Here is a 21,674-nt window from a genome sequence, read left to right as displayed (position 1 = left end):
TTTACCCTCAGTTTTCAACTTTTAGGTTTGTGCTGTCATTAAGTTGATAACCAAATTTTTGTGGAGTCTTGCACTGGTTAGGCTGCAGACTAAACCGGTCGCAAGTAACTCCAAAATTCAGTTTAATCCACAAATTTAAATCGTATGAAAACTCCAAGAATTTTTTATGTAGTCGTATTATTATCTGTTTTATTCGCCGGTACCTCCTGTGAAAAAACGGAAGCCTGTGAAGAAGCGAACAGTGGCACCATAACCCTTCAAAACCTAGGTACTGAAGGGAATGTACACTTGTATATCAACCCAGTGCGGATAGGTTCCAACACCCCTGGTGATCTGTCCGTTGCGCCTGGTGAAACAAAGAGTATCGATCTTGCGGCCGGGGTGCCCAACATTTTAGTTCGAAGAATTACGTCCTCGTGTGTAGGTGATCGTTGTCAAATACGAAGTACCACCCTGGAAGAAAGAACCTTAGATATTTCCGCTTGTGAGACGATCAATATGGCGTATTAAACCATAGAATGTAGCAAAAGATGAAAACAAGAATTTTAAAAACAACCGTTATTTTGTTTAGCTTATTGCTCGCAACGTCGTGTATATCCTCAAAGAACTACGCGAACAGGGTCAGTACATGGAAAGGAAGTAATGTAAATAACTTGATTTCTTCGTGGGGTCCTCCAGGCGATGTATATACCATGCCCAATGGCAATACCATGTATACCTGGTTATATACCAGTGATGGGTATGTAACCAAGCGCTTCAATGAATATACAGATCAGATCGTAGAGCGCAATAATAGTTCCTATTGCCGAACAACATTTACGGCCAATCAAGATGACATTATCATCAATTGGCAGTTCAAAGGCAATGCATGTGTGTCTTTCAAATAGCCAATCTCTGAGCGAAGCACTACCTAAAAAGGGCCGCTATAAGCGGCCCTTTTTTATAGGGTATTTAAGAAACCTGTTAGATCGGTTTCCTTTTTCAATCCCAATTTCTTTTTCAGACGGTATTTTGACTTTAAAATACTATCAGGCAATACATTTAAGGTAGCTGCAATCTCTTTAGTGGTCAGGTTCATTCTAAGAAAAGCGGCCAAACGAATTTCCTTTTCTGAAATATCGGAGGATAACGTTTTTAGTTTTTGGTCAAAGTCATTATGCACTTCTGCGAAGTAGGTTTTAAATACCTCCCAGTCTTTGTCGGAGGCATTTTCTTTCTTCAATAACATGACGATACGTCGAAACTCGGTTTTAAACTTGTCCGGAGAGTTTTTCACATTCTCCAAGTTTTCCATAAGCTCCTGAATAAAGGTGTTTTTTTGTACTAAGTGCAAAGTCTGACTGGTTAACTCTTTTTGTTTGTGCTCTATTTCTTTTTTTAAAATCTCCTCTTGTTTTTCTCTTTCGACCTTGTTTTTCTTCATACGTTGTCTAAACCCAAAGAATAGTAATCCAGACAAAGCCAGCCCAGAAATGGCGCCACCTGCATAAAGCCCCTTAGTAAGTTTGTCGTTTTTAGCCTTTTCATTAAGAGTCTTTATTTCTTCCTCTTGCAGGGCGATTTCGGCTTCTTTCTTTTCTGTTTCGTAGATAGTTTGAAGTTCGGCCATACGCTGACCGTTATTGATGTTATAAATGCTGTCATTGTATTTTTTAAACAGTTTATGGTTAACTAACGCCTGCTCTTTATTTCCTGACTGCTCATTTGCCTGAGATAAAATTTTGAAGGCTTTAACCTGATTTTCTAAAAATTCCTTATTCTTTGCCAGTTCAAGAACTTCGTTTGCTATGTAAATTGCTTTGTTATAATTCTTTTCAGTAATTGCTATTTCAGAAAGTAATATTTGGTTGTCTATGATATTTGCTTTTTGTTTCAAAGAGTCAGCTAAAGCTAATGAGCGTTTTAACCTTTTTTTCGCTTCATTATAATTCTTCTGTTTTTTGTAATAATAACCTAATCCATAATTTGCCATAATTAGACCGCTTGGGTTTTTCATTTCTTTTGCAATTGACTCGCTCTCAAGAAGCATTCTTTTAGCTTCTTCAGAATTATTGGTATTGTCTGAATTAATTTGGCCGATAAGAAATAGGTTATATAAAAGGCCATGCTTATCGTTCTGTTCTTTATGGATTGCTAACCCTTTATTTAAGTAATCAATTGCCAAAAGGGTATCCTGCATTTTAAGATAATTTCTAGCAATTTTTGTCATCATACTTACTTCTCCTTTTCTAGCTCTATAATGATCATATTTATGATAAGTATTCATAGCTTCAATTGCATACTCAAGGGATAAACGATATTGACCTTTTGTAAAATATACATTAGAAATAAGACTTTGGCACCCTGCATACCCTAAAGAATCGTTCCACTTTAAAAATGCTGGAATTGCCTGTTTTGCATGATATATGGTGCTATCTTCTTGGTTTAAGATGTTATGATTCGTTGCTATATTTAAATGCATTACGGCAATACAACTATAATCCTGTTTATCTATGCTAAGTTTTAAACCTTTTCTATAATATTTATTAGATGTTTCATAATCATCGGTATAGGAGTAGGCTATACCCATACGTTGATATCCGGTATATTCAGCGGGCACATGATTTAAGTCTTTTCCAAGTTTAATGATTTCACCGGCATACATAAAGGCACTATCAATATTGTTGTCAATATGTGCTCTCCATAGATTTGTTAATATGGATGTATGCGTTGTGTCTCTTTTTGTGTTTTCTAAAAGATTTTTTAGACTATCAATTTGTTGAGGGGTAGCATCATATTGACCTATTGCCTGTACATGAATTAATAATGATAGAACCAGACCTAAATAACTTATAACTTTCATACTTATTCGATAACTATTGAATACTAAGATAGTTTATTATGCAGTTGAGTACCATAGTTTGAGATTAGGCAGTATAAGTATTGTCCATGCATAGTCTATATAATTTTTATATATTATCGAATCATTATTCGATTTAAAATATTGATAAACAGTTATTTAAAACCATATATTTTTTTTGGTTAAAAATTCCTGTCCATGATGTATTAAGGGTAAATATATGTTACTTGTCCATACTTTGTCCATGGACAAAATTAGGTTTGAGCTGGTTCCGCTTCTAGTTTTGAGGTGTTGAATCTTAAAAACCAGAAATTATGAAAACAAATCGATTACAAACCAAAAGCTTATTGAGGATTACGTATTTATGTGCTCTCATGCTTTTTTTTGCCTGTAGTAAGGATGAAAATATCGAACCTATAGGCGGTTCGGATGACGATGATCCCATATCTCAGGGAGGAGATGAAAATTTTAATAGTCAACTTGCTCAATTGCAAGCATTTTCACAGCCAGATGAAATTCCAGCACCTGAGCTTTTAGCGGAGGAAGATCCGAAACGTGATTTGGACTATGAATGTACAGTAAGGCGCTATAAAGCCGCACCAGGTTTTGATGAAATGCTTGCCTTAGATCCATCCACAGATGTAATTTACCCTGGAGCAATGTTAAAGGGAGAATCTATCCCCACTGGAGAATATATAGGAATCAATGGTGGACGCGCTCCTATTACCTTATCCATTTCGTTGGAAAACATTGATGGTAGTGCATCTGTGGAAATTGATGAACCCGATTTGGATGGCGTGAGAAATGGCTTGAATGAATTACTTAATCAAGGTGTAAATGGTGCAACTCCTGCTGAATTAAATTTTACGGTTGAGGAGGTATATTCAGAAGAACATTTGGATATTGCCTTAGGTGCCAATTACCGTTCCAAAAACAAAGATGTTTCGGCCTCTTTCGATTTTTCAAATTCCACATACAGATATAAGTATGTAGTGAAGTTTTTTCAGGAATACTATACCATTGATATGACCTTGCCTCCGAATGAAGACCCTGGCTCACTTTTCACAACATTGCCGAATTTTAATGGAACAAGTCCGGTCATTGTGTCTTCCGCTATGTATGGTCGAATGGTCTTATATACGGTAGAATCGGATTACTCTTATTTAGAGGTGAAATCCGCCTTTGGTCTTTCCTTTAGCCAAGGGCAATCGAGCGGAGAAGGAGGAGTTGACGTAGACTATGAGAAGATCGTAAGTAGTTCTAAAGTTGAGGCGTTGGTTATCGGTGGATCTGCTGAAGATGCAGTTGGTGTGATAACAGGTCCTGATGGTGTGTATAGCTACATTATAAATGGGGGCAATTACTCTAAAGAATCCCCTGGAAAGTTATTGGCCTACAAGCTACGCTATATTAAAAAAGATATGCCCGTTGCTAGGGTAGTATTGGCTTCGGAATACCCTGTTCGCTCCTGTGAAGAGGCATGGTTTAAATACAAAGTGACGATTGAAGAGATTTCTAGAACAGGAATCGCGGAAAAAGAAATTTTTGGTAATATCACTGCTGGAATACGAAAAAGCGGAAGTACTGATTACACGGGGGGCTCTGCTTCTTGGTCAAAGAACGATGACAATCATGTTGATGTTTCCCCAACGGATCCAAAAACGATAAATACATCAAAAGAAATTGAACTCTATAGGCCTAATCTAAGCTCTGATGAGGTCTACCTTTATGCTCATCTGAAGGATAAAAATTTTATTGGATATGATGATTTAGGGGATGATAGCTTATCCATTGCACTGGAGGATATTGGATATGTCCCCGTATTGACAATAATTGACAACCCAGATGGCACAAAAGGTCCTAACCGCAATTATTCACATTCCTTGGATTCTTTTGAAGATAAGATGAAGGTCACTTTTACGGTAAAAAGAGTGGAATATGAATAACAAATGAAATACAGTCGGCCGCTCAGGTTCGGTTCAACAACTTGATGCCGGCTGTTATCTTTAAAAAAGTGGACCTTATATAGTCCACTTTTTTAATTGAATAATAGCAGGTGTTTCTTATTGTATACTATCGATTGCCTTATTTAAAAGTGCCAAGGTAGCAGCGATTCCTTCTTCTTCAGAAAGAACATTACCTTCATATTCGATACCGATATACCCTTTGAAGCCTGAATCTTTCACAATTTTCAACATTTTGTAGAAATCGGTATGGATTTCATTTCCTTGCTCGTCAAAATCGTGTGATTTCGCACTTACCCCTTTGGCGTACGGCATTAATTCAGACATTCCTTTATAGCGATCGTATTCGTTAGCACAACCATCAGAACTGCGCTCAATACAAAAATTACCATAATCTGGAAGTGTGCCCACATTGTCCATGTTCACTTCGGCCATGATTCCAGCCAACCAAGTGCCATTTGAAGAATACCCTCCATGGTTTTCGACAATAATGTTGATACCCTGGGTAGCCCCATATTCCCCTAATTGTTTTAGACCGTCGACTGCGTTTGCGGCCACTTCTTCAGCACTTCCTTCACCAGCAGCATTTACGCGAATGGAATGCGCCCCTAAAAATTTTGCAATATCCACCCATTTATGATGGTTTTCCACAGTTCTTTTTCTCGCTTCGGGGTCGGCATCCCCAAGATTACCCAATACATCACACATGATCAATCCAACCGTTACGCCAGCTGCATCACAACGTTTTTTAAAATCTTCCCAAAAGGCTTGGTCATCTGCTTTTCCATAATAGAAGGTATTTACCAATTCAATGGAATTGATACCAAACTTTGCGGCCATTTCTGGAAAGTCCTTTGGGTCAGCTTCTCCTAATAATATATCATCAGGTGATTCTTGTAGCGTTTTCATAAACCAATCCCAATTTCCTTCTTTCAGAGTTCCTAAATATGCTTTATGAAAAGACCATTGGGCCAATGAAATTTGAAAGTCTGGTGTCTGAACTTCCATTTCTTGGGAAGTTTCAGTTATAGTATCTGACTCTGAATTGGACGCTGACTTCGTACGGCAAGAAATGATAAATAAGAGACTTACTGCGGCAATGATGATGCTTTGTTTCATTGGAAAATGATTTAATAGTGAGTAAAATAGTATAAAATTCGTTTCCTCAGATTTTTATCTAAAAATAATAAGTTCTTAATTGAATCCCATTATATTTTAAGATAGAACTGTTCAAAAAGGATAAATGATTACTTTTTAGCTTCCACCAAATCTAACTGTTCCACACTCACATTTGTGGTAAAAAGGCCATAGTTTACTACTGCTTTATTTTTTTCTAATTTATCAATAGTTCCAACAGCTTTGCCATCAAAAAGACGTACTCGATCACCAACTTTGAAGACAGGCCTGGGTTTTGCCTTTTCAGCTTGAACCGCCTTTTTCTTTTTGATAACTTTCTCTTTACGGACCTTAACTATTTTTTGCTCGAGTTCGTTTGCTACCTGTTTCTTTTGTGCTTTCTTAGCTTTGGCCTGTTTTGCTGTGGTCTTTTTACGTTTGCTATTCTCCGTTTCAACAATGCGGAGCAATTCTGAAATCAAGGGGCGTTTTTTATGATCTAGAAAATATTTTTCGGCGATATCATTTAGTTTATTTCCTAAATAGATCATGCGTTGGTTATGATCATATTGTTCTTGATAATTTTCAAGCTTACTCTTAACCTTGGCATTCAAAGCTTCTAAACGCTTTGTTTCTTCTCTGGCTTTGGTTTCCTCATCTTGTAAACGAGAACCTGTTTTCGCCATTTTACTACGTTCTTGTTGCAGTTTGGAAATGGTCGCGTCAAAACGAACTTTGCCGCGGTCAATTTTTTTCTTCGCTTTATTGATTAAGGAGTAAGGGATGCCATTTTTTTGAGCTACCTCAAAGGTAAATGAGCTCCCAGCTTCGCCCAGTATCAATTGAAAAGTGGGTTGCAAGGTTTTATTGTCAAAACGCATATTGGCATTGGTGGCATGAGGCAGTTCATTGGCCAATAATTTTAAGTTGGCATAATGGGTCGTAATCACGCCATAGGCGCCACGTTCGTAAAAAACCTCTAAAAAACTCTCTGCCAAAGCACCGCCCAGCTCTGGATCAGAACCCGTACCAAACTCATCAATCAAAAAAAGTGTTTTGTTATTGCACTTCTTTAAAAATTGATTCATGTTTTTTAAGCGATAACTATAGGTGCTGAGGTGGTTTTCGATGGATTGGTTGTCACCGATATCCGTTAAAACCTTATTGAAAAAACACACTGTACTGCGCTCATGAACGGGTATCAACAAACCACTTTGCAGCATCACTTGTAAAAGCCCTATGGTCTTTAGGGTAATACTTTTACCACCAGCATTGGGTCCAGAAATTACTATGATTCTATTTTCGGCATGTAATTCAATAGTCTGTGGCCACGTTTTTTCCTTTTTCTGTTTATTATTTAAATACAGCAGCGGGTGATAGGCATCTCTTAAAAACAAACGGCGTTCTTCACTGATTTCAGGAAGAATGGCATTCATTTCATTGGCATATTTTGCTTTTGCCGAAGTAATATCAATATGGGTAAGGTATTCTTGATAGGCTGATAGTACTTCTTGAAAAGGGCGAATACTATTGGTCAACTCATTAAGAATACGCTGGATTTCTTCTTTTTCATCAAATTCAAGATTACTTAATTCTGAACTAAACCGTAGCGTGGCCTCTGGAACTATATAGGCGATACTGCCTGTTTTTGAGGTTCCCATAACGGTACCATGCACTTTCTTTCGATACATGGCCTTAACAGCCAAAACTCGGCGGTTGTCTACAACAGATTCCCTTATCTCGTCTAAAAATTCAGAAGCCTGATATCGGGTTAATGCTACCCCAAAGCTTTGATTGATTTTTCCGCGTACTTGATTGATTTGATGCCTGATTTGTTTCAAGTCTAGAGAGGCATCATCTCTTATTTCACCAAACTTGTCAATGACATTGTCAATACTTTCGGGAATGGAAGAATTCTGTTCGACAGTTTCTGAAAATGCAAAAAGAAGCGGGTAATATTCTTTAAATTTTTTGAAGAACTTTTTATGGATGATGATGGTATTGCAAATCTGTTTGATGCGTCGGAACCCAGAAAGCTCTAAAGTGGTATTTTCGATTTTGAGCAATTTTAACTCTCCATCTATGGTGTCAAAACCATGGTTTGGTATACGGTTATCATTTTCAAAAGATGCCAGATATTCAGAAGTTTGCTTTAATAGGGTCAGCACCTTGTCTTCATCATTGACAGGCGATAAGGTTACTACATGTTCCTTACCCATCTCCGTATTGCAACGCGCTTTGAGTTGCTCTAAAACAGTTGGGAATTCTAAATCTTGAAGGGTTTTCGAATTGATTTGCTGCATGTTCTTTTTATAGCAGGGCAAAGATAACTATTCTTTAATCGCCTATTTTGACATGTTTGCTCTCAAAGTTATTTGTAAAACTGTAGCATCGCATTATCAATAGCATCAATGACCTCATCAACATTATTCTTAGTGAAACACAAGGGAGGTTTTGTTTTTAAAACACTATCGTCTGGACCATCCGTACTAATTAAAATATTTTGGTTTCGCAATTCATTTTTTAAGTACTGCGCAAGTTGATGATTGGTATTTTTAGTTTCAGGATGTACCATATCAATACCAATAAAAAGACCGGCACCTCGAACATCTCCAATTACAGGATACTTTCGCTGTAGCTTTCTAAGTTCTTTTTGATAGTAATTACCAACCTCTTCAGCTTGTTGTTGCAAGCCTTCCTCTTCAATCACTTCTAAAACGGTCAAGCCAACTGCACAAGAAACGGGATTGCCGCCAAATGAACTAAAGAACTCTACGCCTTTTTCAAATGAAGCTGCAATTTCATCGGTAACCACTACCGCACCAATGGGGTGCCCGTTGCCCATAGGCTTGCCCAAAACCACAATATCAGGTATGACTTCATGCATTTCAAATCCCCAGAAGTACTTTCCCAATCGGCTAAATCCTGTTTGTACTTCATCACTAATACATACCCCACCTTGTTTACGGACAGCCGGGTAGATTTCTTTTAAATAACCATCCGCTAGCGGTACTTGACCACCGCAACCAACAATAGGTTCTGCTATAAATGCAGCAATTGATTCATTAGTGCTTTCTAACTCATTGATGGCATCTTTGGCAAATAGTACTCCTGCATCCGTAGTTGTGTATTTACCGCGATAACTATCTGGGATAGATGTCTTTAAAATATACTCCTTTTGTCCTTGTCCTTTTTTATTGCTGAATTTATAGTCGCTAATGTCTATGGAGGTTTGGGTATTGCCATGATAACCATGCTCCATGACCATAATATGCTGTCTTTTGGTATGTGTCTTTGCCATTCTAATCGCCAAATCACTAGCAGCACTACCCGAATTCACAAAAAATACTTTGTTTAAAGGCTTTGGAAATTTTGACAGTAGCTTTTCGGCATATTCACCAAGCACATCATAAACATAACGCGTATTGGTGTTTAGTTTTGACATTTGTCTTTGACCCGCAGCTACTACTTTTGGATGTGAATGACCAACATGTGGAATGTTATTATAGGCATCTAAAAAAGTATTTCCACTAGTATCATACATATACTGGAAAGCAGCAGCTTCCATTTGAATAGGTTTTTGATAACTAATTGAAAGAATCGGGCTTATGTGCTGAAACCTTTTTGCCAATGCCCTATCTAGGGCTAGTTGCTCAATTGGAGAGAAACCAACCGCTTGCCTAAATTCATTTTTTACTTGAATAGGGTTTAAACGAATCCATTTTCTTAATGTTTTCCAAGCGTTTACTTCGCTTATGGAGGCATAATTATTCTCAGGGTCCGTTTTTTTAGAATGTGCAGAATTACAAACACTGGTGCAGAGCCGGGCAGCTATTAAATAATATAACAGATCAATTTCTTCTTCTAAAACAGGGTTGACACTATGGTAACCTTTCAATAGTGCTATGACCCAGTTCAGCGGCTTTTCCTTATCATAGGCAATATAGGTTATGGCAATGGCCAATTCATTGACCAATGGTGAATAGGCTATATCTCCAAAATCAATAATACCTGTTACCTCATTGTTTTTGACTAGAATATTCCACTCATTCGCGTCATTATGAATGATTTGTTTTCTTAATGTGGGTAAAACGGGAACTATACTTTTTTCAAAGTGCTGAAAAAAGTATAAAACCAGATTACGGTCTTTTGAATCTGTAATTGCAGAAAGGTACTTTTTGTTCAGTGGAAAATATTGTAAGTCCCATTCCCATTTACGTGCGCGCAAGACATAATTCTCAAGAGAATTTAATTTCTTGTTCATATTGGCCACAAACGCACCAATAGCATTTGCGATTTCCATGGTTGGCGTAGTATCTCCTACAAATTCCCCTTCTAAGAATGTGAGCAGCCTAATGATAATCTGTTCTTTGTTGTGAGAAATATTTTTAATAAAAGATCCATCAAGAAAAGCAATAGGGCTTGGTACTGTATCTAATCCAGAGTCTTTAAGTGCAATTAGCACCTTGTTTTCTGAGCCTAATACGTCCCATAAGTATTGGGAATAATGATATGTTTTTAAAATGTAACGTGAGTTATTCTCAGTAACTAGGTAGTTCTTGTTGTCATATCCAACCAGTTTCTTGATTTTTTGGGACTTAAAACCAAATTCTTTTGTTAGAAGTTGTTCTAAATTCAAAATAGCTAGTTTGAGAGTAGGGCGTTAACTAATAAATCGGTTCCAATCCTGACCACATCTGTGGTAGGCAATTGCGTCAATTTGGCAATGTCATCCATTTTTATTGCTGCCAGTTCATCGTTTAATCCATTGGTATTCAAAGCTATTCCAATGGTTTTGGCTTTGCTGTGACTACCACAGACTTCGGCAACGCTTTCATTTAATCGAATAAACTCATCAAGAGGTGGTATCGGTATATGGGAAACCGGATAACGAAGATGGGTGTGTGCTGCTTTATGGCATAAAATCATATGAGTGGGTTGAGAACCACGGATCAAAGGTAGGGTAGCGGTACTACCAGGGTGCGCTAAGGAACCCTGTCCTTCAATTATGATAATATCATTGTCAGATTGTTCTAAAACAGCCTGTTCAACGGCCCCAGCTGCTTGGTCTACTTTTATGGCATCTAAGGGAATACCTTTACCCATAAGTGTTATTCCGATTTGACCAGTTGGCACAAACCCCACTTTGATTCCCTGTTCTTTAAGTGCTGCATAAAGCTCTAACCCTGCGGTCATTTTGCCTGCAGCCATATCAGTACCGACCATTAATACACGTTTGTTCTTCAATTGGGCTGCTTTAGCTGTTGCAATGGGGTAGGAGTGTTCGGGTTTTCGTACATCCCAAATGACTTGTCCCTGTCTTGATAACAAATGACCTAACCTAGCATTCAAATCATCATGCAGACCATTAACCAAAGATAAGCCTGATTTTAAAGCTGTTGAAATAGGCTCATCCCATTCAGAAGGAAAACGACCGCCTGAAGGGGCAATGCCCAATGCAATAATTTCACTACCCCGTTTTATGGTATCTTCTACTGTTTCAAAAACAGGAATGTCATATGGTAAGCCCACTGCTTCACTAACGGTTTTTCCAGCAAATTTTGAATCAATGACTCCAATAATTGGGTGTTTTGAAAATCGCATGAGGCCAAAACCCATTTTACCAGAATCATTATCAAGCGCACCTTCCATATAAATGCACATTTTTTGAGAGGCATCAAACATAATCAGGAATTTAAGATTTGAATTTTCCCCCATGACCAGAAATATCCAAAGGCATGGTAATTTCGTTGATTAAAGGAGCTCCCTCACATGGGTCGGGATTCAGATTTAAATGGGAGTCTAAATCAATATGGTCCAAAACCCCAGAAACTGCAGCACCTGCCGCAATGGAAATAGAAGATTCACCCATGCAGCCAATCATAGTTTGTAAATTGAATGCTTTGGCCGTTGCAATTATGCTTAACGCACCAGTTATTCCTCCGCACTTCATCAATTTCATGTTGACACCATCGACAGCGTTTGCCCATTTTGGAATATCAGTGGCCAATCTACAAGATTCATCTACAAAAATCGGTAATGGTCTATTCTCATAAAGCTGAGGTAAATCAAGTTCTTGCCCTTCTTTTAATGGTTGCTCTACATAGTCGCAATTACGTTCTGCCAACCATTGCATCATATGTTTGGCCTCATCTAATGTCCAACCTCCATTGGCATCGACTCGTATGGCCAAAGGATATTTTTTGTGATATTCCAAAACCTCATTATACATGGCTTTATCAGCTTCGATACCATCATTATTACCCAATTTCACTTTTAAGGTGCGAATATCCATATTTTCTAAAATCAAAGGAAGGCGGACCTTTGCTTCCTCGGGGCTCATAATCCCCAAAGTGATTGATGTGGCATGCTTTGGTTTTGGAAAACCTAATAAATGATAAAGCGGTAAACCGGCTTTTTTTGCCAAGAGATCCCAAAGTGCAATATCGAGAGCTGCGAGCGCACATGGTGCCAGTCCAAAAGATATAGCTGCATCATAGGTTTGGAATGGCGAATTAAGATTTGGGCTGGTCGCTAAAAAGGACTCCAATTGCTTTTGAGCTTCTTCAGGTGAAGCGGCACCTTCTGATTGCCCTGGTGATGTTTCTCCCCAGCCCGTATAGCCATTATCGGTAACAGATAAGTATAAATTCGACTGCCCATCGCGTACGCCACGACTAATTCGCAAAGGGAACAATTTTTTTAAGTAAACAATTTTATAGTCTATTTTCATTTTAGAAGATTACAGCACATAACTCATCTAAAATAACCATTATCACTATAAATACACAGATAAAGTAAGCATTAGTATTCCTAAAATTGCAATGATGCAGACTAGGGGCCATACAAACTTGAGCCATTTATCATAGCCTATGTTCACAATAGCTAAGGAAGCCAAAATAATACCGGTTGGATTAATAAATTTAAATAGTCCGGTACCATATTGATAGGCGTTTACCATGATAGATCTATCTATACCAGCGGTATCAGATAGTGGTGCCATAATTGGCATTGTTAGTACAGCCATACCTGATGATGATGGAATAAAAAATGTCAAGCCAGAATATAGTAAATAGGATACATTGATAAAAAGACCTTTTTCCATTCCTGAGGTAATTTGGCTTGTATAATAAAGTAGGGTATCGCTGATTTGACCATCTTCCATTAAAACAGTTACCCCTCTAGCAATACCAATAATAAAAGCCACACCCAACAAGTCTTTTGCTCCCGAGATGAATTCTTGTACAAACAACTTTTCGTTCATTCGCATAAGTACGCCAATGATTAAGGCTCCAGCCAAAAAAATGCTCGTCATTTCAAGAAACCACCAGTTTAATTGTGATACGCCATAGATCATGACAATAAAACAACTGGCGAATAGAAAAAGTACAAATTTTAATTTCCAATCAAGTTTGATAGTTTTAGTAAAGTCGATATCGGCAAATTTCTTTTCTATCGCTTCTTTTTGGCTATAGATAATGGAACTCCTAGGGTCTTTTTTTACTTTTTGAGCATACCTGATGATGTAAGCAATACAGATAATTAGCCCCAAAATGAGCATTAACAATCTGCCATATAAACCCTCGGTCCAATTTATTCCTGCAGCATCTGATGCAATGATACTGCTAAATGGGTTTACCGTTGAAGCCATTGTTCCAATAGATGATCCTATATAAATTGTGCCAATACAGACTAAAGCATCATATTTCGCCGCAAGAAAAATAGGGATTAAGATGGGGTAAAAGGCAATAGTTTCTTCTTCCAGTCCGAAAGTTGTGCCTCCTAGGGCAATCAAGGTCATCACTAAAATAATTAGAATATATTCTTTGCCCTGTAATTGGTTTCCCAACCAAGCGATACCTGCCTCAAAAGCTTTTGTGGCGTTTACAATTTGCACTAAACCCCCAATAATCAAAACGAGTAAAATAATATCAGCAGATTGCATAATACCTTTTAAGGGAGCTTGAATAAAATTTACCAAGTTTTGCGGACGACTAGATATGGATGTATAGCTATTAGGGATACTAATGGGTTTGGATAAAGCTCCCGAGGTAAACTTTTCTAGTGGTATTTGAATATCCAAATTTGTTAAGGTTGCTTGTGTTGCAGGTAACTCAATAATTTTATCTACAGAACTTCTAATGAACAAGTCATTTTTACTGTCGTACGCCAATCGTTCAAATTGGCCAGATGGAATCACCCATGTCAGTAAACTTACAATAGCTAAAATCAAGAAAAGCACAGTATGCGCAGTTGGAAATTTTATTTTTTTTAAAAATGGCATATGTTGATTTTTAATCTACAGATAAGAAAGATATTATATTTAGATTTATGCGAAGAATTTATATGAAATGAATGTTTCCATTGATCCATCTTGGAAAAAGCACTTAGGGGCAGAGTTTGAAAAACCCTATTTTAAATTACTGACCCAGTTCGTAAGAAATGAGTACCAGCAACATAAGTGTTATCCAAAAGGGACAGCCATTTTTTCAGCTTTTGACCATTGTCCTTTTCATGAAGCTAAGGTGGTAATCATTGGTCAAGACCCTTATCATGGTCCCAATCAAGCTAATGGACTTTGTTTCTCCGTTCAAGATGGTATTCCACATCCGCCTTCTTTGGTCAATATTTTCAAAGAAATTAAAACCGATATAGGAATACCCTATCCAGAAAGTGGCAATTTAGAGCGATGGGCATCTCAAGGTGTATTACTCTTGAACGCTACCTTGACTGTTAGGGCCCATACTGCCGGCAGCCACCAAAAAAAAGGCTGGGAGCAGTTCACGGACAGTGTAATACAAATACTTTCAAAGCATACAGAAGGCCTTGTGTTTTTGCTGTGGGGTGGATTTGCTAAAAAGAAAGCTGGTCTGATTGATGCTTCCAAGCACCACATTTTAACCTCTGGTCATCCTTCGCCATTAAGTGCCAATAGGGGATTGTGGTTTGGAAACCAACATTTTAGTAAAACCAACCAAATTTTGTCCAAAATGGATAAACCGTTAATAAGTTGGTGAATTACATTTTTTTTGAAACTGTTAAAACAATAAGAAAATTACTACGTTTGTTGATTAATAAGCTTTCAATAAAACCTAACGGGTGGGTAAATTAAAAACAGTTTTATTGGTTGATGATGATGATACAACCAATTTTTTGAATAAATTCTTTCTTAAGCAACTTGATGCAAACTTAGAAGTAAATGTTGCTCAAAATGGGAAAGAAGCAATTGATTTTTTGATTTTAAATGCAGTAGATATTACCCCATGTCTACTAATTTTAGATACGAATATGCCGATTATGAACGGTTGGGAGTTTTTGGAGGCTTTTGAAAATAAAATTGATGAAAAGACTAAGAAAAAAATAGTGATTGTAATGCTTACTGCTGTCGATACCGATTCGGTAGTTGCAAAAGCTATGGAAAACCCTAATGTTTCGGACACTTCTCAAAAACCACTTTCAGATTTAATATTCAGAACATTGATTGCCAAACATTTTTCTTAATCAATCTAACAGAAAAACTTCATTCTCTTTTATATCTGTTAAGAGCCCCAAAGAAATTAGTCGCATTTGAACATTGATTAAATCATCTTTCGAAATTTGCTTTTGGCCCCAGGTAGTTTTTGATAACCAGACTTTTACATCTTCCAATTGTTGGCCGTATCTATTGGCAATAGTTCTGTCGATACTAGGTATCATTTTAAACTCGGCGGTATACATATTTATAACTTCAAGAATATGCCGTAGCATCGATTTATTTTCTTGAACAAAGCAATCGGTTACGGCTATTACGAAACAAGGCCATGGAGTAGGGCAATCGCCCAACCTTCTAAAGGTCTTATTGTCTACCAATGGTTTCGTAGTAAAACGCTCCCACATAAAATAATCGGCATGGCCTGAGGTCAATCCTTCAATAGCGCCCTCCAAATCATTAATAACTTCAAATTTAAGGTCGTTAGTCTCCCAACCTTGGTTTTGCGCATTGACAAAAGCCATCAAATGACTGCCGCTACCGTATCGACTAATGGCAGCTGTAGTCGCTTTTAGTTCTGTAATGTTTTTGTAAGAACTGTCTTGGGCAACATGAATACCCCATAATAATGGTGATGCGATATATTCTTGGGCAATTTTTGTGGGGTTGCCTTCTGAGATACTTTTTATAAGCCCTTCGGTTAAAATAATGGCTAAGTCAGTCTCTCCGTCAGCCAACATTTTAGACATTCTGCCGGTACCCTCAGGGATATCGGTCCATTCTAGGTTGATACCGCGTGTTTCAAAAGCTCCATCTTCAATGGCCAAATGCCAGGGTAAGTTAAAGTGTTCTGGTACTCCAATGATGTCAACTTTTTTCATGAAGTCTATCTTTCAAATAATCATAAATCGCATATTGCGAGCGTATCGAATTTTCATTGGGCTCTTTCTTCACCCGAGTGTTAGAATCTTCAATATCTAAAATACGGGCTTTTACATTATCGGCAAGTTGAATTTCTAAAATATCCTTTAACTCCTTAAAAATATCCTTATCTAAAATAGGGGTCAATACTTCAATACGTTTATCTAAATTTCGTGTCATCCAATCCGCAGAACCAATATACATGAGTTCTTCACCCCCGTTTTCAAAGACATAGATTCTGCCATGTTCCAAAAATCGGTCTACGATACTGGTGATATAAATTGGTTTTTCTCCTGGAAGTAATTCAGACTCCTTTTTGGGAATCAAGCAACAGAAACCACGCACCAATAAACGTATTTCAACCCCAGCCTCACTTGCCTCGTAAAGCGCGGCAATCATTTTAGAGTCTTCTAAACTGTTCATCTTAAGGGTGATTTTTGCTTGTTTATTCCGCTTAGCGTTGTCTATTTCGTTTTTAATAAGCTCTAAGAATGTACTGCGCGTGGTAAATGGAGACACCAGAAGGTATTTCAGTTTAGGAATTATAAGCTTGCGTTCAAGAATGTCAAAGACTTGTGATAGCTCTTCTGTTATCTTATGATGAGCAGTGAACAATCCGTGATCACAATATAACTTTGCCGTTTTGGCGTTAAAGTTTCCTGTGCCGATATACGCATAACGTTCGACTTTGTTATCTATGAGTCGCGCTACCAAGGCAATCTTTGAGTGCACTTTTATGTTTGGTACACTGAATAAAACAGTGGCGCCTTTTTCTTCAAAAATTCTACCCCATTTTATATTATTTTCTTCATCAAAGCGTGCTTGCGCTTCAACAAACAGTAGCACTTTTTTTCCGTTCTCCAAGGCTTTTAAAATGGAGTCTGTAAGCTTTGAGGTCTTTGCAATTCTATATAAAGACATCTTTATACTGGAAACAGTATCATCTGAAGCAGCCTCATTTATAAAACGTTCAACCGTTTCAAACTCTTGATATGGAAAATGGACCAATTGGTCTTTTTCTGCAATAACTTTAAATATATTCTTGGTTAATGATAAGGTAGGGTGCTTTAAAGGTGGTTTGGACATATATTGCAATACAGTACTATTTTCGGGGGTTGGAAACCCAAAAAAATCGGACATATTATGATATCCCCCCCCTAAGAACATATCAACATCACTGATATCTAGTTGTTTTTTTAAGGCATCTTGCAATTCTGTAGGCATGTTCATATCATACAATAAACGGGTAGGTTGTCCCGATTTTCTTTTGCCTAAAGATTGATATATTTTTTCGACCAGGGCAGCATCTGTATAATCATCTTCTAAATAGAGCTCAGCATCTCTAGATAATTTGATAGCATAAGAATTGATCACAGTCTTCCCTGAAATTATTTTGTGTATATTAAGTCTGATTGCATCATCTAAAAAGATATAATTGCTTCCCGCTCCAGGGATTTGAATAAACCTTGAACATTGCTTGGTAGGAATTTCAATGACATCAAAATCATCTGATTTAATATGAACAACAAGGTACAAATGCCCATCTTTTAAATCAGCTGGACTAACAATATCAATGGTTTTGCAATGAACTAGTATTGAAGTGTCAAAAAAGGAATCAAGAAAATCTAACTGCTCTTGATTAAGTTCACTTCTTTTTCTAATGTAGGTATCATGTTGCCTAAGCTCTGTTAAAGTTTCTTCAATAATCTTTCCGAACTGGGTTTGTTGCTCAGAAACTTTAGCCAAAATAAACTTCAACTTCTTATTTGCTTTGAGAACCAGTTTTTTTCTCAATTCTTTGTCAACAGCTTTTAATTGCCTTAATTGCGAGATTCTAACTTTGAAAAACTCATCAAGATTAGACGAGAATATGGCTAAAAACTTGAGACGTTCTAGTAGGGGGGTAGTTTTATTTGCGGCTTCGAGCAATACGCGCTCATTAAAATACAGCCAATTGACATCACGGTTTTTAAGTTTTCTATTTTGCATAACTACATTTTCTCAAAAATAGTTATTAGAATTACCAGCAACTTAAAGCTAATGTTAAGTCAATTGTTGTAAGCAATACTGAATTAAAGAATCAACGGTTTTATTGGGTTCTTTTGAAAATGCCCCAGTAGCTCTATTGGCTAAAATAGCATTCATGGAAACTGCCTTGTGCCCAAGTAATTTGGATAAACCATAAATACCTGCGGTTTCCATTTCAAGATTTGTAATAGCCCTATTTTTAAAACGAAATTCTTGAAGTTTTTGATGGAAGTCCGCTAAGTTGGGTTTCAAACGTAACTGCCTTCCCTGTGGAGCGTAAAAACCAGCATTTGTTATGGTAACACCTAATCGTATATGATTTCCCAAAAATATTTTCGCTACAGTTTCATCACAGTCAAATGCGTAAGGCCTGATGCCTTTATGGTTCCAGTTTAAGTATGGTTCCAACTTTTGGAGTAATTCATTATTCTGGAGGTTTTTTTCTGAGTAAAAGTGTAAAAGTCCATCCAAGCCTATTGCAGTTTGCGACAAAAGAAAAGTATCTACAGGAATATCCTTTTGAATCGCCCCGGATGTTCCAATTCTAATAATATCTAGACTGGATTTTTGCTGTTTTACCTTTCTGGTCCTCAAATCAATATTGACCAATGCATCAAGCTCATTTAAAACAATGTCAATATTGTCAGTTCCTATGCCTGTAGAAATGACAGTGATTCGTTTTTTATTTAAAATGCCGGTGTGGGTAATGAACTCACGCTTCCCTTTTTTTAATTCAATGCTATCAAAATACTTGGAAACATCATGAACACGTTCTGGATCACCAACCGTTACAACTGTTGGTGCAATGTCTTCTGGAAGAAGGTTTAAATGGTAAATACTGCCATCAGGATTGAGAATCAACTCTGATTCGGCTATGGACATATTATAATTTTAAAATTCTGTCGGTATCAGTATTGTATAAGAAGTTATATTTTAAAGCACCACCTAAAAATGCTTCATTATCGCGAAGCGATGCGTAATAATTACTTTCATTAGCTAAAACTTGCTTGCCAACTTTGGTAACCCTAACAGGGTTGAATGAAGAAAACAAAGGTTTTATTGAAGTTAGTAGTCGTTCATATTGAGTATCACCATACCCATAAAGGTTAGGCGTGGTTAAAATCTTTCTTAAAAAGTCTTTTTTAGACTTGGGCTTTTCAGTAAGCGCAATGTTCAACATACTGCTTTCAACTGCATTAAGTCCATTCTTGATACTCGGGAATCTTTTCAAGTGCGCAGTAACGGCATCAGAAAGGTAATCAAACTGGTAATTTTCAAAATCTGTCAAGTTTTCTAATCGTATCGGATTGTCGCTACAATAAAGTTGCCAAACATAATCGGCATATTCGACATCGTCTTGAGATAGAACTATACGATTTTCATAAAGCCCCAATAATTGCTCATCGTTCAATTCTCCAAGAGCATAAAGCTTATCTGTTTCGTCTTCTTTACCACTGCATATCAAAGAAATTTCAGCATGCCTTCGGTGTGTTTTCAACCAACTCAATACGGCTAACATATTTATTTGGCAGAAGAGATCATATTCAAACCATAGAACTATTTGATCTTGTTGTTTGTGGTTACAAAGCGACCGATATTCCTTTAGGGTCTTTTCTACAAACCAAGATTTTGAAACTTTATAATTTTTATTGAGAAATTCAAAACGTGTTTTCCAAAAGGTTTCACTGCCCACGTTACAAAGGGTCTGGCCTTCACAGAGCATTTCTCTCCAGGTAATAATATCGCCTTTCAGGGGGAGCGATTGTAGTTTATTTGTGAAACTGTCCCCGTTGGTAATATGCAACAGTGATTTCATTTTCAGTCTTAGTTTCGTTGGTTAGAATTTCTAAAAGTAAACTTAAAACAAAAAAAACAAAAATAATTTCATGAAAACATAGGTCGTTCGTCGTTAAATTTAACAGTTGGTCGAATAATCGAACATAATAAAGCAACCTTTTAGAGCATTACCCCCCAACTCTTTTTACTAAAAAGCCTTTGTCTTTCAAGAAGTCCATTATCTTATCGCGATAGTCCCCTTGAATAATGATCTTATCATTTTTATAACTTCCACCGACGCTCAAAAACGATTTAATTTCTTTTGCTAATTGTTTAAAGTCCTTATCTGCACCAGTATACCCCTCTAAAATAGTAATCGGTTTACCCTTACGTTTTTCATATTTGCAGATAATGGGCATTTCTTGCATCCAAATATTCGAATCTGGAATTTTGGCTGAAGTATCTTCTTCAGGAGTATGGTCTGGAAATAGATTCTTGAGTTGGTCGCTTAAATCCATAGTTATTTCTTTACCAATCCCAATTCAATTAAACGCTCTTGCAAGTAGGCACCAGCAGTAATATCCTCAAAGTTTTTTGGGTTATCGGCGGTCACACAATCTTCAAGGCAATTAAGCGGCATCTCGCTCACTGGGTGCATAAAAAAGGGAATGGAATATCGAGAAGTGCCCCATAACTCTTTAGGTGGATTCACTACTTGATGAATTGTAGATTTTAATTTATTGTTCGTCAATCGCGACAACATATCACCAACATTAATCATTAATTGGTCTGGTCTGGCTATGGCATCTACCCATTCTTCATTGTGATTTTTTACTTGCAAGCCTTTACCGTGTGCGCCCATCAATAAGGTTATAAGATTGATGTCGCCATGGGCAGCTGCCCTTACCGCATTTTTAGGTTCTTCCTTTATGGGCGGATAGTGTATGGGCCTTAGAATTGAGTTGCCATTCTTAATCCATTCGTCAAAATAGGTTTCTTCCAAATTTAAATGCAAGGCCAAGGCACGAAGTACATACTTTGCTGTTTTTTCAAGCATCTGGTAGGTTTCTTTGCCAACCGAATTAAAATTGGGCAATTCTTCAACCATAACATTATTAGGATATTCAGCTTCCAATCTCGGGTTGTCTTCAACATACTGCCCAAAATGCCAAAACTCTTTTAAATCACCTTCTTTTCTTCCTTTAGCATGTTCTTTTCCAAAAGAGGTGTATCCACGTTGACCACCAATCCCTTCAATTTCATAGGCATCTTTTGTTTCTTGCCGCAGTGCAAAGAATTTTTTGATTTCATCATACAATTGAGCTACTAGCTCTTCGGAAAGAAAATGCCCGCTCAGCGCAACAAACCCGATGTCTTCGAACGCACTTCCAATTTCTTTGATGAACTTGGATTTACGTTCTGGATTTTCTGAAATAAAGTCCTTTAAATCAACACTTGGTATAGCACTCATGACGAAAATGATTTTAGAGAATCAAATTTAAACATTCTTGACTAACCTATTCATATGAAATACAACTGTGCCTAGCTTTTTTACTACATT

At 37.2% G+C, this 21,674-nt stretch carries 18 protein-coding genes; 5 read left to right on the top strand and 13 right to left on the bottom strand.

All coding sequences use genetic code 11. The annotated features are described in order from the left end of the window. Positions 1-144: 144 nt before the first annotated feature. Together RM706_RS11465 and RM706_RS11460 are read left to right on the top strand one after the other, a co-directional pair. On the top strand, positions 145-510 hold the full coding sequence (locus RM706_RS11465) for a hypothetical protein (protein ID WP_311351586.1): 366 nt from the start codon (positions 145-147) through the stop codon (positions 508-510). A gap of 20 nt (positions 511-530) precedes the next feature. Next, positions 531-887, top strand: a complete 357-nt coding sequence (locus RM706_RS11460) for a hypothetical protein (RefSeq protein ID WP_311351584.1) — start codon at positions 531-533, stop codon at positions 885-887. A 53-nt stretch (positions 888-940) separates the two neighbouring features. Here the strand turns inward: RM706_RS11460 and RM706_RS11455 are convergent, their stop codons facing one another. Then, positions 941-2,842 carry a tetratricopeptide repeat protein gene (locus RM706_RS11455; protein ID WP_311351582.1) on the bottom strand — a complete coding sequence of 634 codons (1,902 nt, stop codon included), beginning with the start codon at positions 2,840-2,842 and terminating at the stop codon, positions 941-943. 311 nt (positions 2,843-3,153) lie between these two features. Between RM706_RS11455 and RM706_RS11450 the strand changes: the two genes are divergently transcribed. Next, positions 3,154-4,785 carry a thiol-activated cytolysin family protein gene (locus RM706_RS11450; RefSeq protein ID WP_311351580.1) on the top strand — a complete coding sequence of 544 codons (1,632 nt, stop codon included), beginning with the start codon at positions 3,154-3,156 and terminating at the stop codon, positions 4,783-4,785. Positions 4,786-4,902: 117 nt separating this feature from the next. Here the strand turns inward: RM706_RS11450 and RM706_RS11445 are convergent, their stop codons facing one another. The 6 genes from RM706_RS11445 to RM706_RS11420 form a co-directional block, all read right to left on the bottom strand. Further along, positions 4,903-5,922: a sugar phosphate isomerase/epimerase family protein gene (locus RM706_RS11445; protein ID WP_311351578.1), complete on the bottom strand. Its 1,020-nt coding sequence runs from the start codon at positions 5,920-5,922 to the stop codon at positions 4,903-4,905. 128 nt (positions 5,923-6,050) lie between these two features. Continuing rightward, on the bottom strand, positions 6,051-8,222 hold the full coding sequence (locus tag RM706_RS11440) for an endonuclease MutS2 (RefSeq protein ID WP_311351575.1): 2,172 nt from the start codon (positions 8,220-8,222) through the stop codon (positions 6,051-6,053). Between the two features lie 68 nt (positions 8,223-8,290). Beyond that, positions 8,291-10,558, bottom strand: coding sequence for an aminotransferase class III-fold pyridoxal phosphate-dependent enzyme (locus RM706_RS11435; RefSeq protein ID WP_311351573.1), 2,268 nt, complete (start codon positions 10,556-10,558; stop codon positions 8,291-8,293). Positions 10,559-10,563: 5 nt separating this feature from the next. After that, complete coding sequence (locus tag RM706_RS11430; protein WP_311351572.1) at positions 10,564-11,604, bottom strand: N-acetyltransferase DgcN family protein; 1,041 nt, start codon at positions 11,602-11,604, stop codon at positions 10,564-10,566. A 10-nt stretch (positions 11,605-11,614) separates the two neighbouring features. Then, the gene (locus RM706_RS11425) at positions 11,615-12,652 is read right to left on the bottom strand and encodes a dipeptide epimerase (protein WP_311351570.1); all 1,038 of its coding nucleotides are present in this window, start codon (positions 12,650-12,652) and stop codon (positions 11,615-11,617) included. A 45-nt stretch (positions 12,653-12,697) separates the two neighbouring features. Next, positions 12,698-14,203, bottom strand: coding sequence for a YfcC family protein (locus RM706_RS11420; protein ID WP_311351568.1), 1,506 nt, complete (start codon positions 14,201-14,203; stop codon positions 12,698-12,700). Between the two features lie 67 nt (positions 14,204-14,270). On the opposite strand from RM706_RS11420, the gene ung reads away from it, so the two are divergent. Together ung and RM706_RS11410 are read left to right on the top strand one after the other, a co-directional pair. Beyond that, the gene (gene ung, locus RM706_RS11415) at positions 14,271-14,936 is read left to right on the top strand and encodes a uracil-DNA glycosylase (protein WP_311351566.1); all 666 of its coding nucleotides are present in this window, start codon (positions 14,271-14,273) and stop codon (positions 14,934-14,936) included. A gap of 82 nt (positions 14,937-15,018) precedes the next feature. After that, positions 15,019-15,420 (top strand): response regulator, encoded by a 402-nt coding sequence (locus RM706_RS11410; protein WP_311351564.1) that lies wholly within the window; start codon positions 15,019-15,021, stop codon positions 15,418-15,420. Here the strand turns inward: RM706_RS11410 and RM706_RS11405 are convergent, their stop codons facing one another. The 6 genes from RM706_RS11405 to RM706_RS11380 form a co-directional block, all read right to left on the bottom strand. After that, positions 15,421-16,269 (bottom strand): substrate-binding domain-containing protein, encoded by an 849-nt coding sequence (locus RM706_RS11405; RefSeq protein WP_311351562.1) that lies wholly within the window; start codon positions 16,267-16,269, stop codon positions 15,421-15,423. After that, a complete protein-coding gene (gene ppk1 / locus RM706_RS11400) occupies positions 16,256-18,298 on the bottom strand; it encodes a polyphosphate kinase 1 (RefSeq protein WP_311351560.1) in 2,043 nt (680 codons plus the stop codon). Before ppk1 ends, RM706_RS11405 begins: the two co-directional genes overlap by 14 nt. 54 nt (positions 18,299-18,352) lie before the next feature. Next, the gene (locus tag RM706_RS11395; protein WP_311351558.1) at positions 18,353-19,219 is read right to left on the bottom strand and encodes a nucleoside phosphorylase; all 867 of its coding nucleotides are present in this window, start codon (positions 19,217-19,219) and stop codon (positions 18,353-18,355) included. Position 19,220: 1 nt separating this feature from the next. Continuing rightward, positions 19,221-20,153, bottom strand: coding sequence for a DUF1835 domain-containing protein (locus RM706_RS11390; RefSeq protein WP_311351556.1), 933 nt, complete (start codon positions 20,151-20,153; stop codon positions 19,221-19,223). A gap of 148 nt (positions 20,154-20,301) precedes the next feature. After that, positions 20,302-20,631 (bottom strand): translation initiation factor, encoded by a 330-nt coding sequence (locus tag RM706_RS11385; protein WP_311351554.1) that lies wholly within the window; start codon positions 20,629-20,631, stop codon positions 20,302-20,304. 2 nt (positions 20,632-20,633) lie between these two features. Then, positions 20,634-21,584 (bottom strand): isopenicillin N synthase family dioxygenase, encoded by a 951-nt coding sequence (locus RM706_RS11380; RefSeq protein ID WP_311351552.1) that lies wholly within the window; start codon positions 21,582-21,584, stop codon positions 20,634-20,636. Positions 21,585-21,674 lie beyond the last annotated feature (90 nt).

It is taken from the genome of Croceitalea rosinachiae (assembly GCF_031846445.1).
Classification (GTDB): domain Bacteria; phylum Bacteroidota; class Bacteroidia; order Flavobacteriales; family Flavobacteriaceae; genus Croceitalea; species Croceitalea rosinachiae.
Note: the sequence above shows the minus strand (reverse complement) of the source record. Positions and strands in the feature narration are given on the sequence as shown.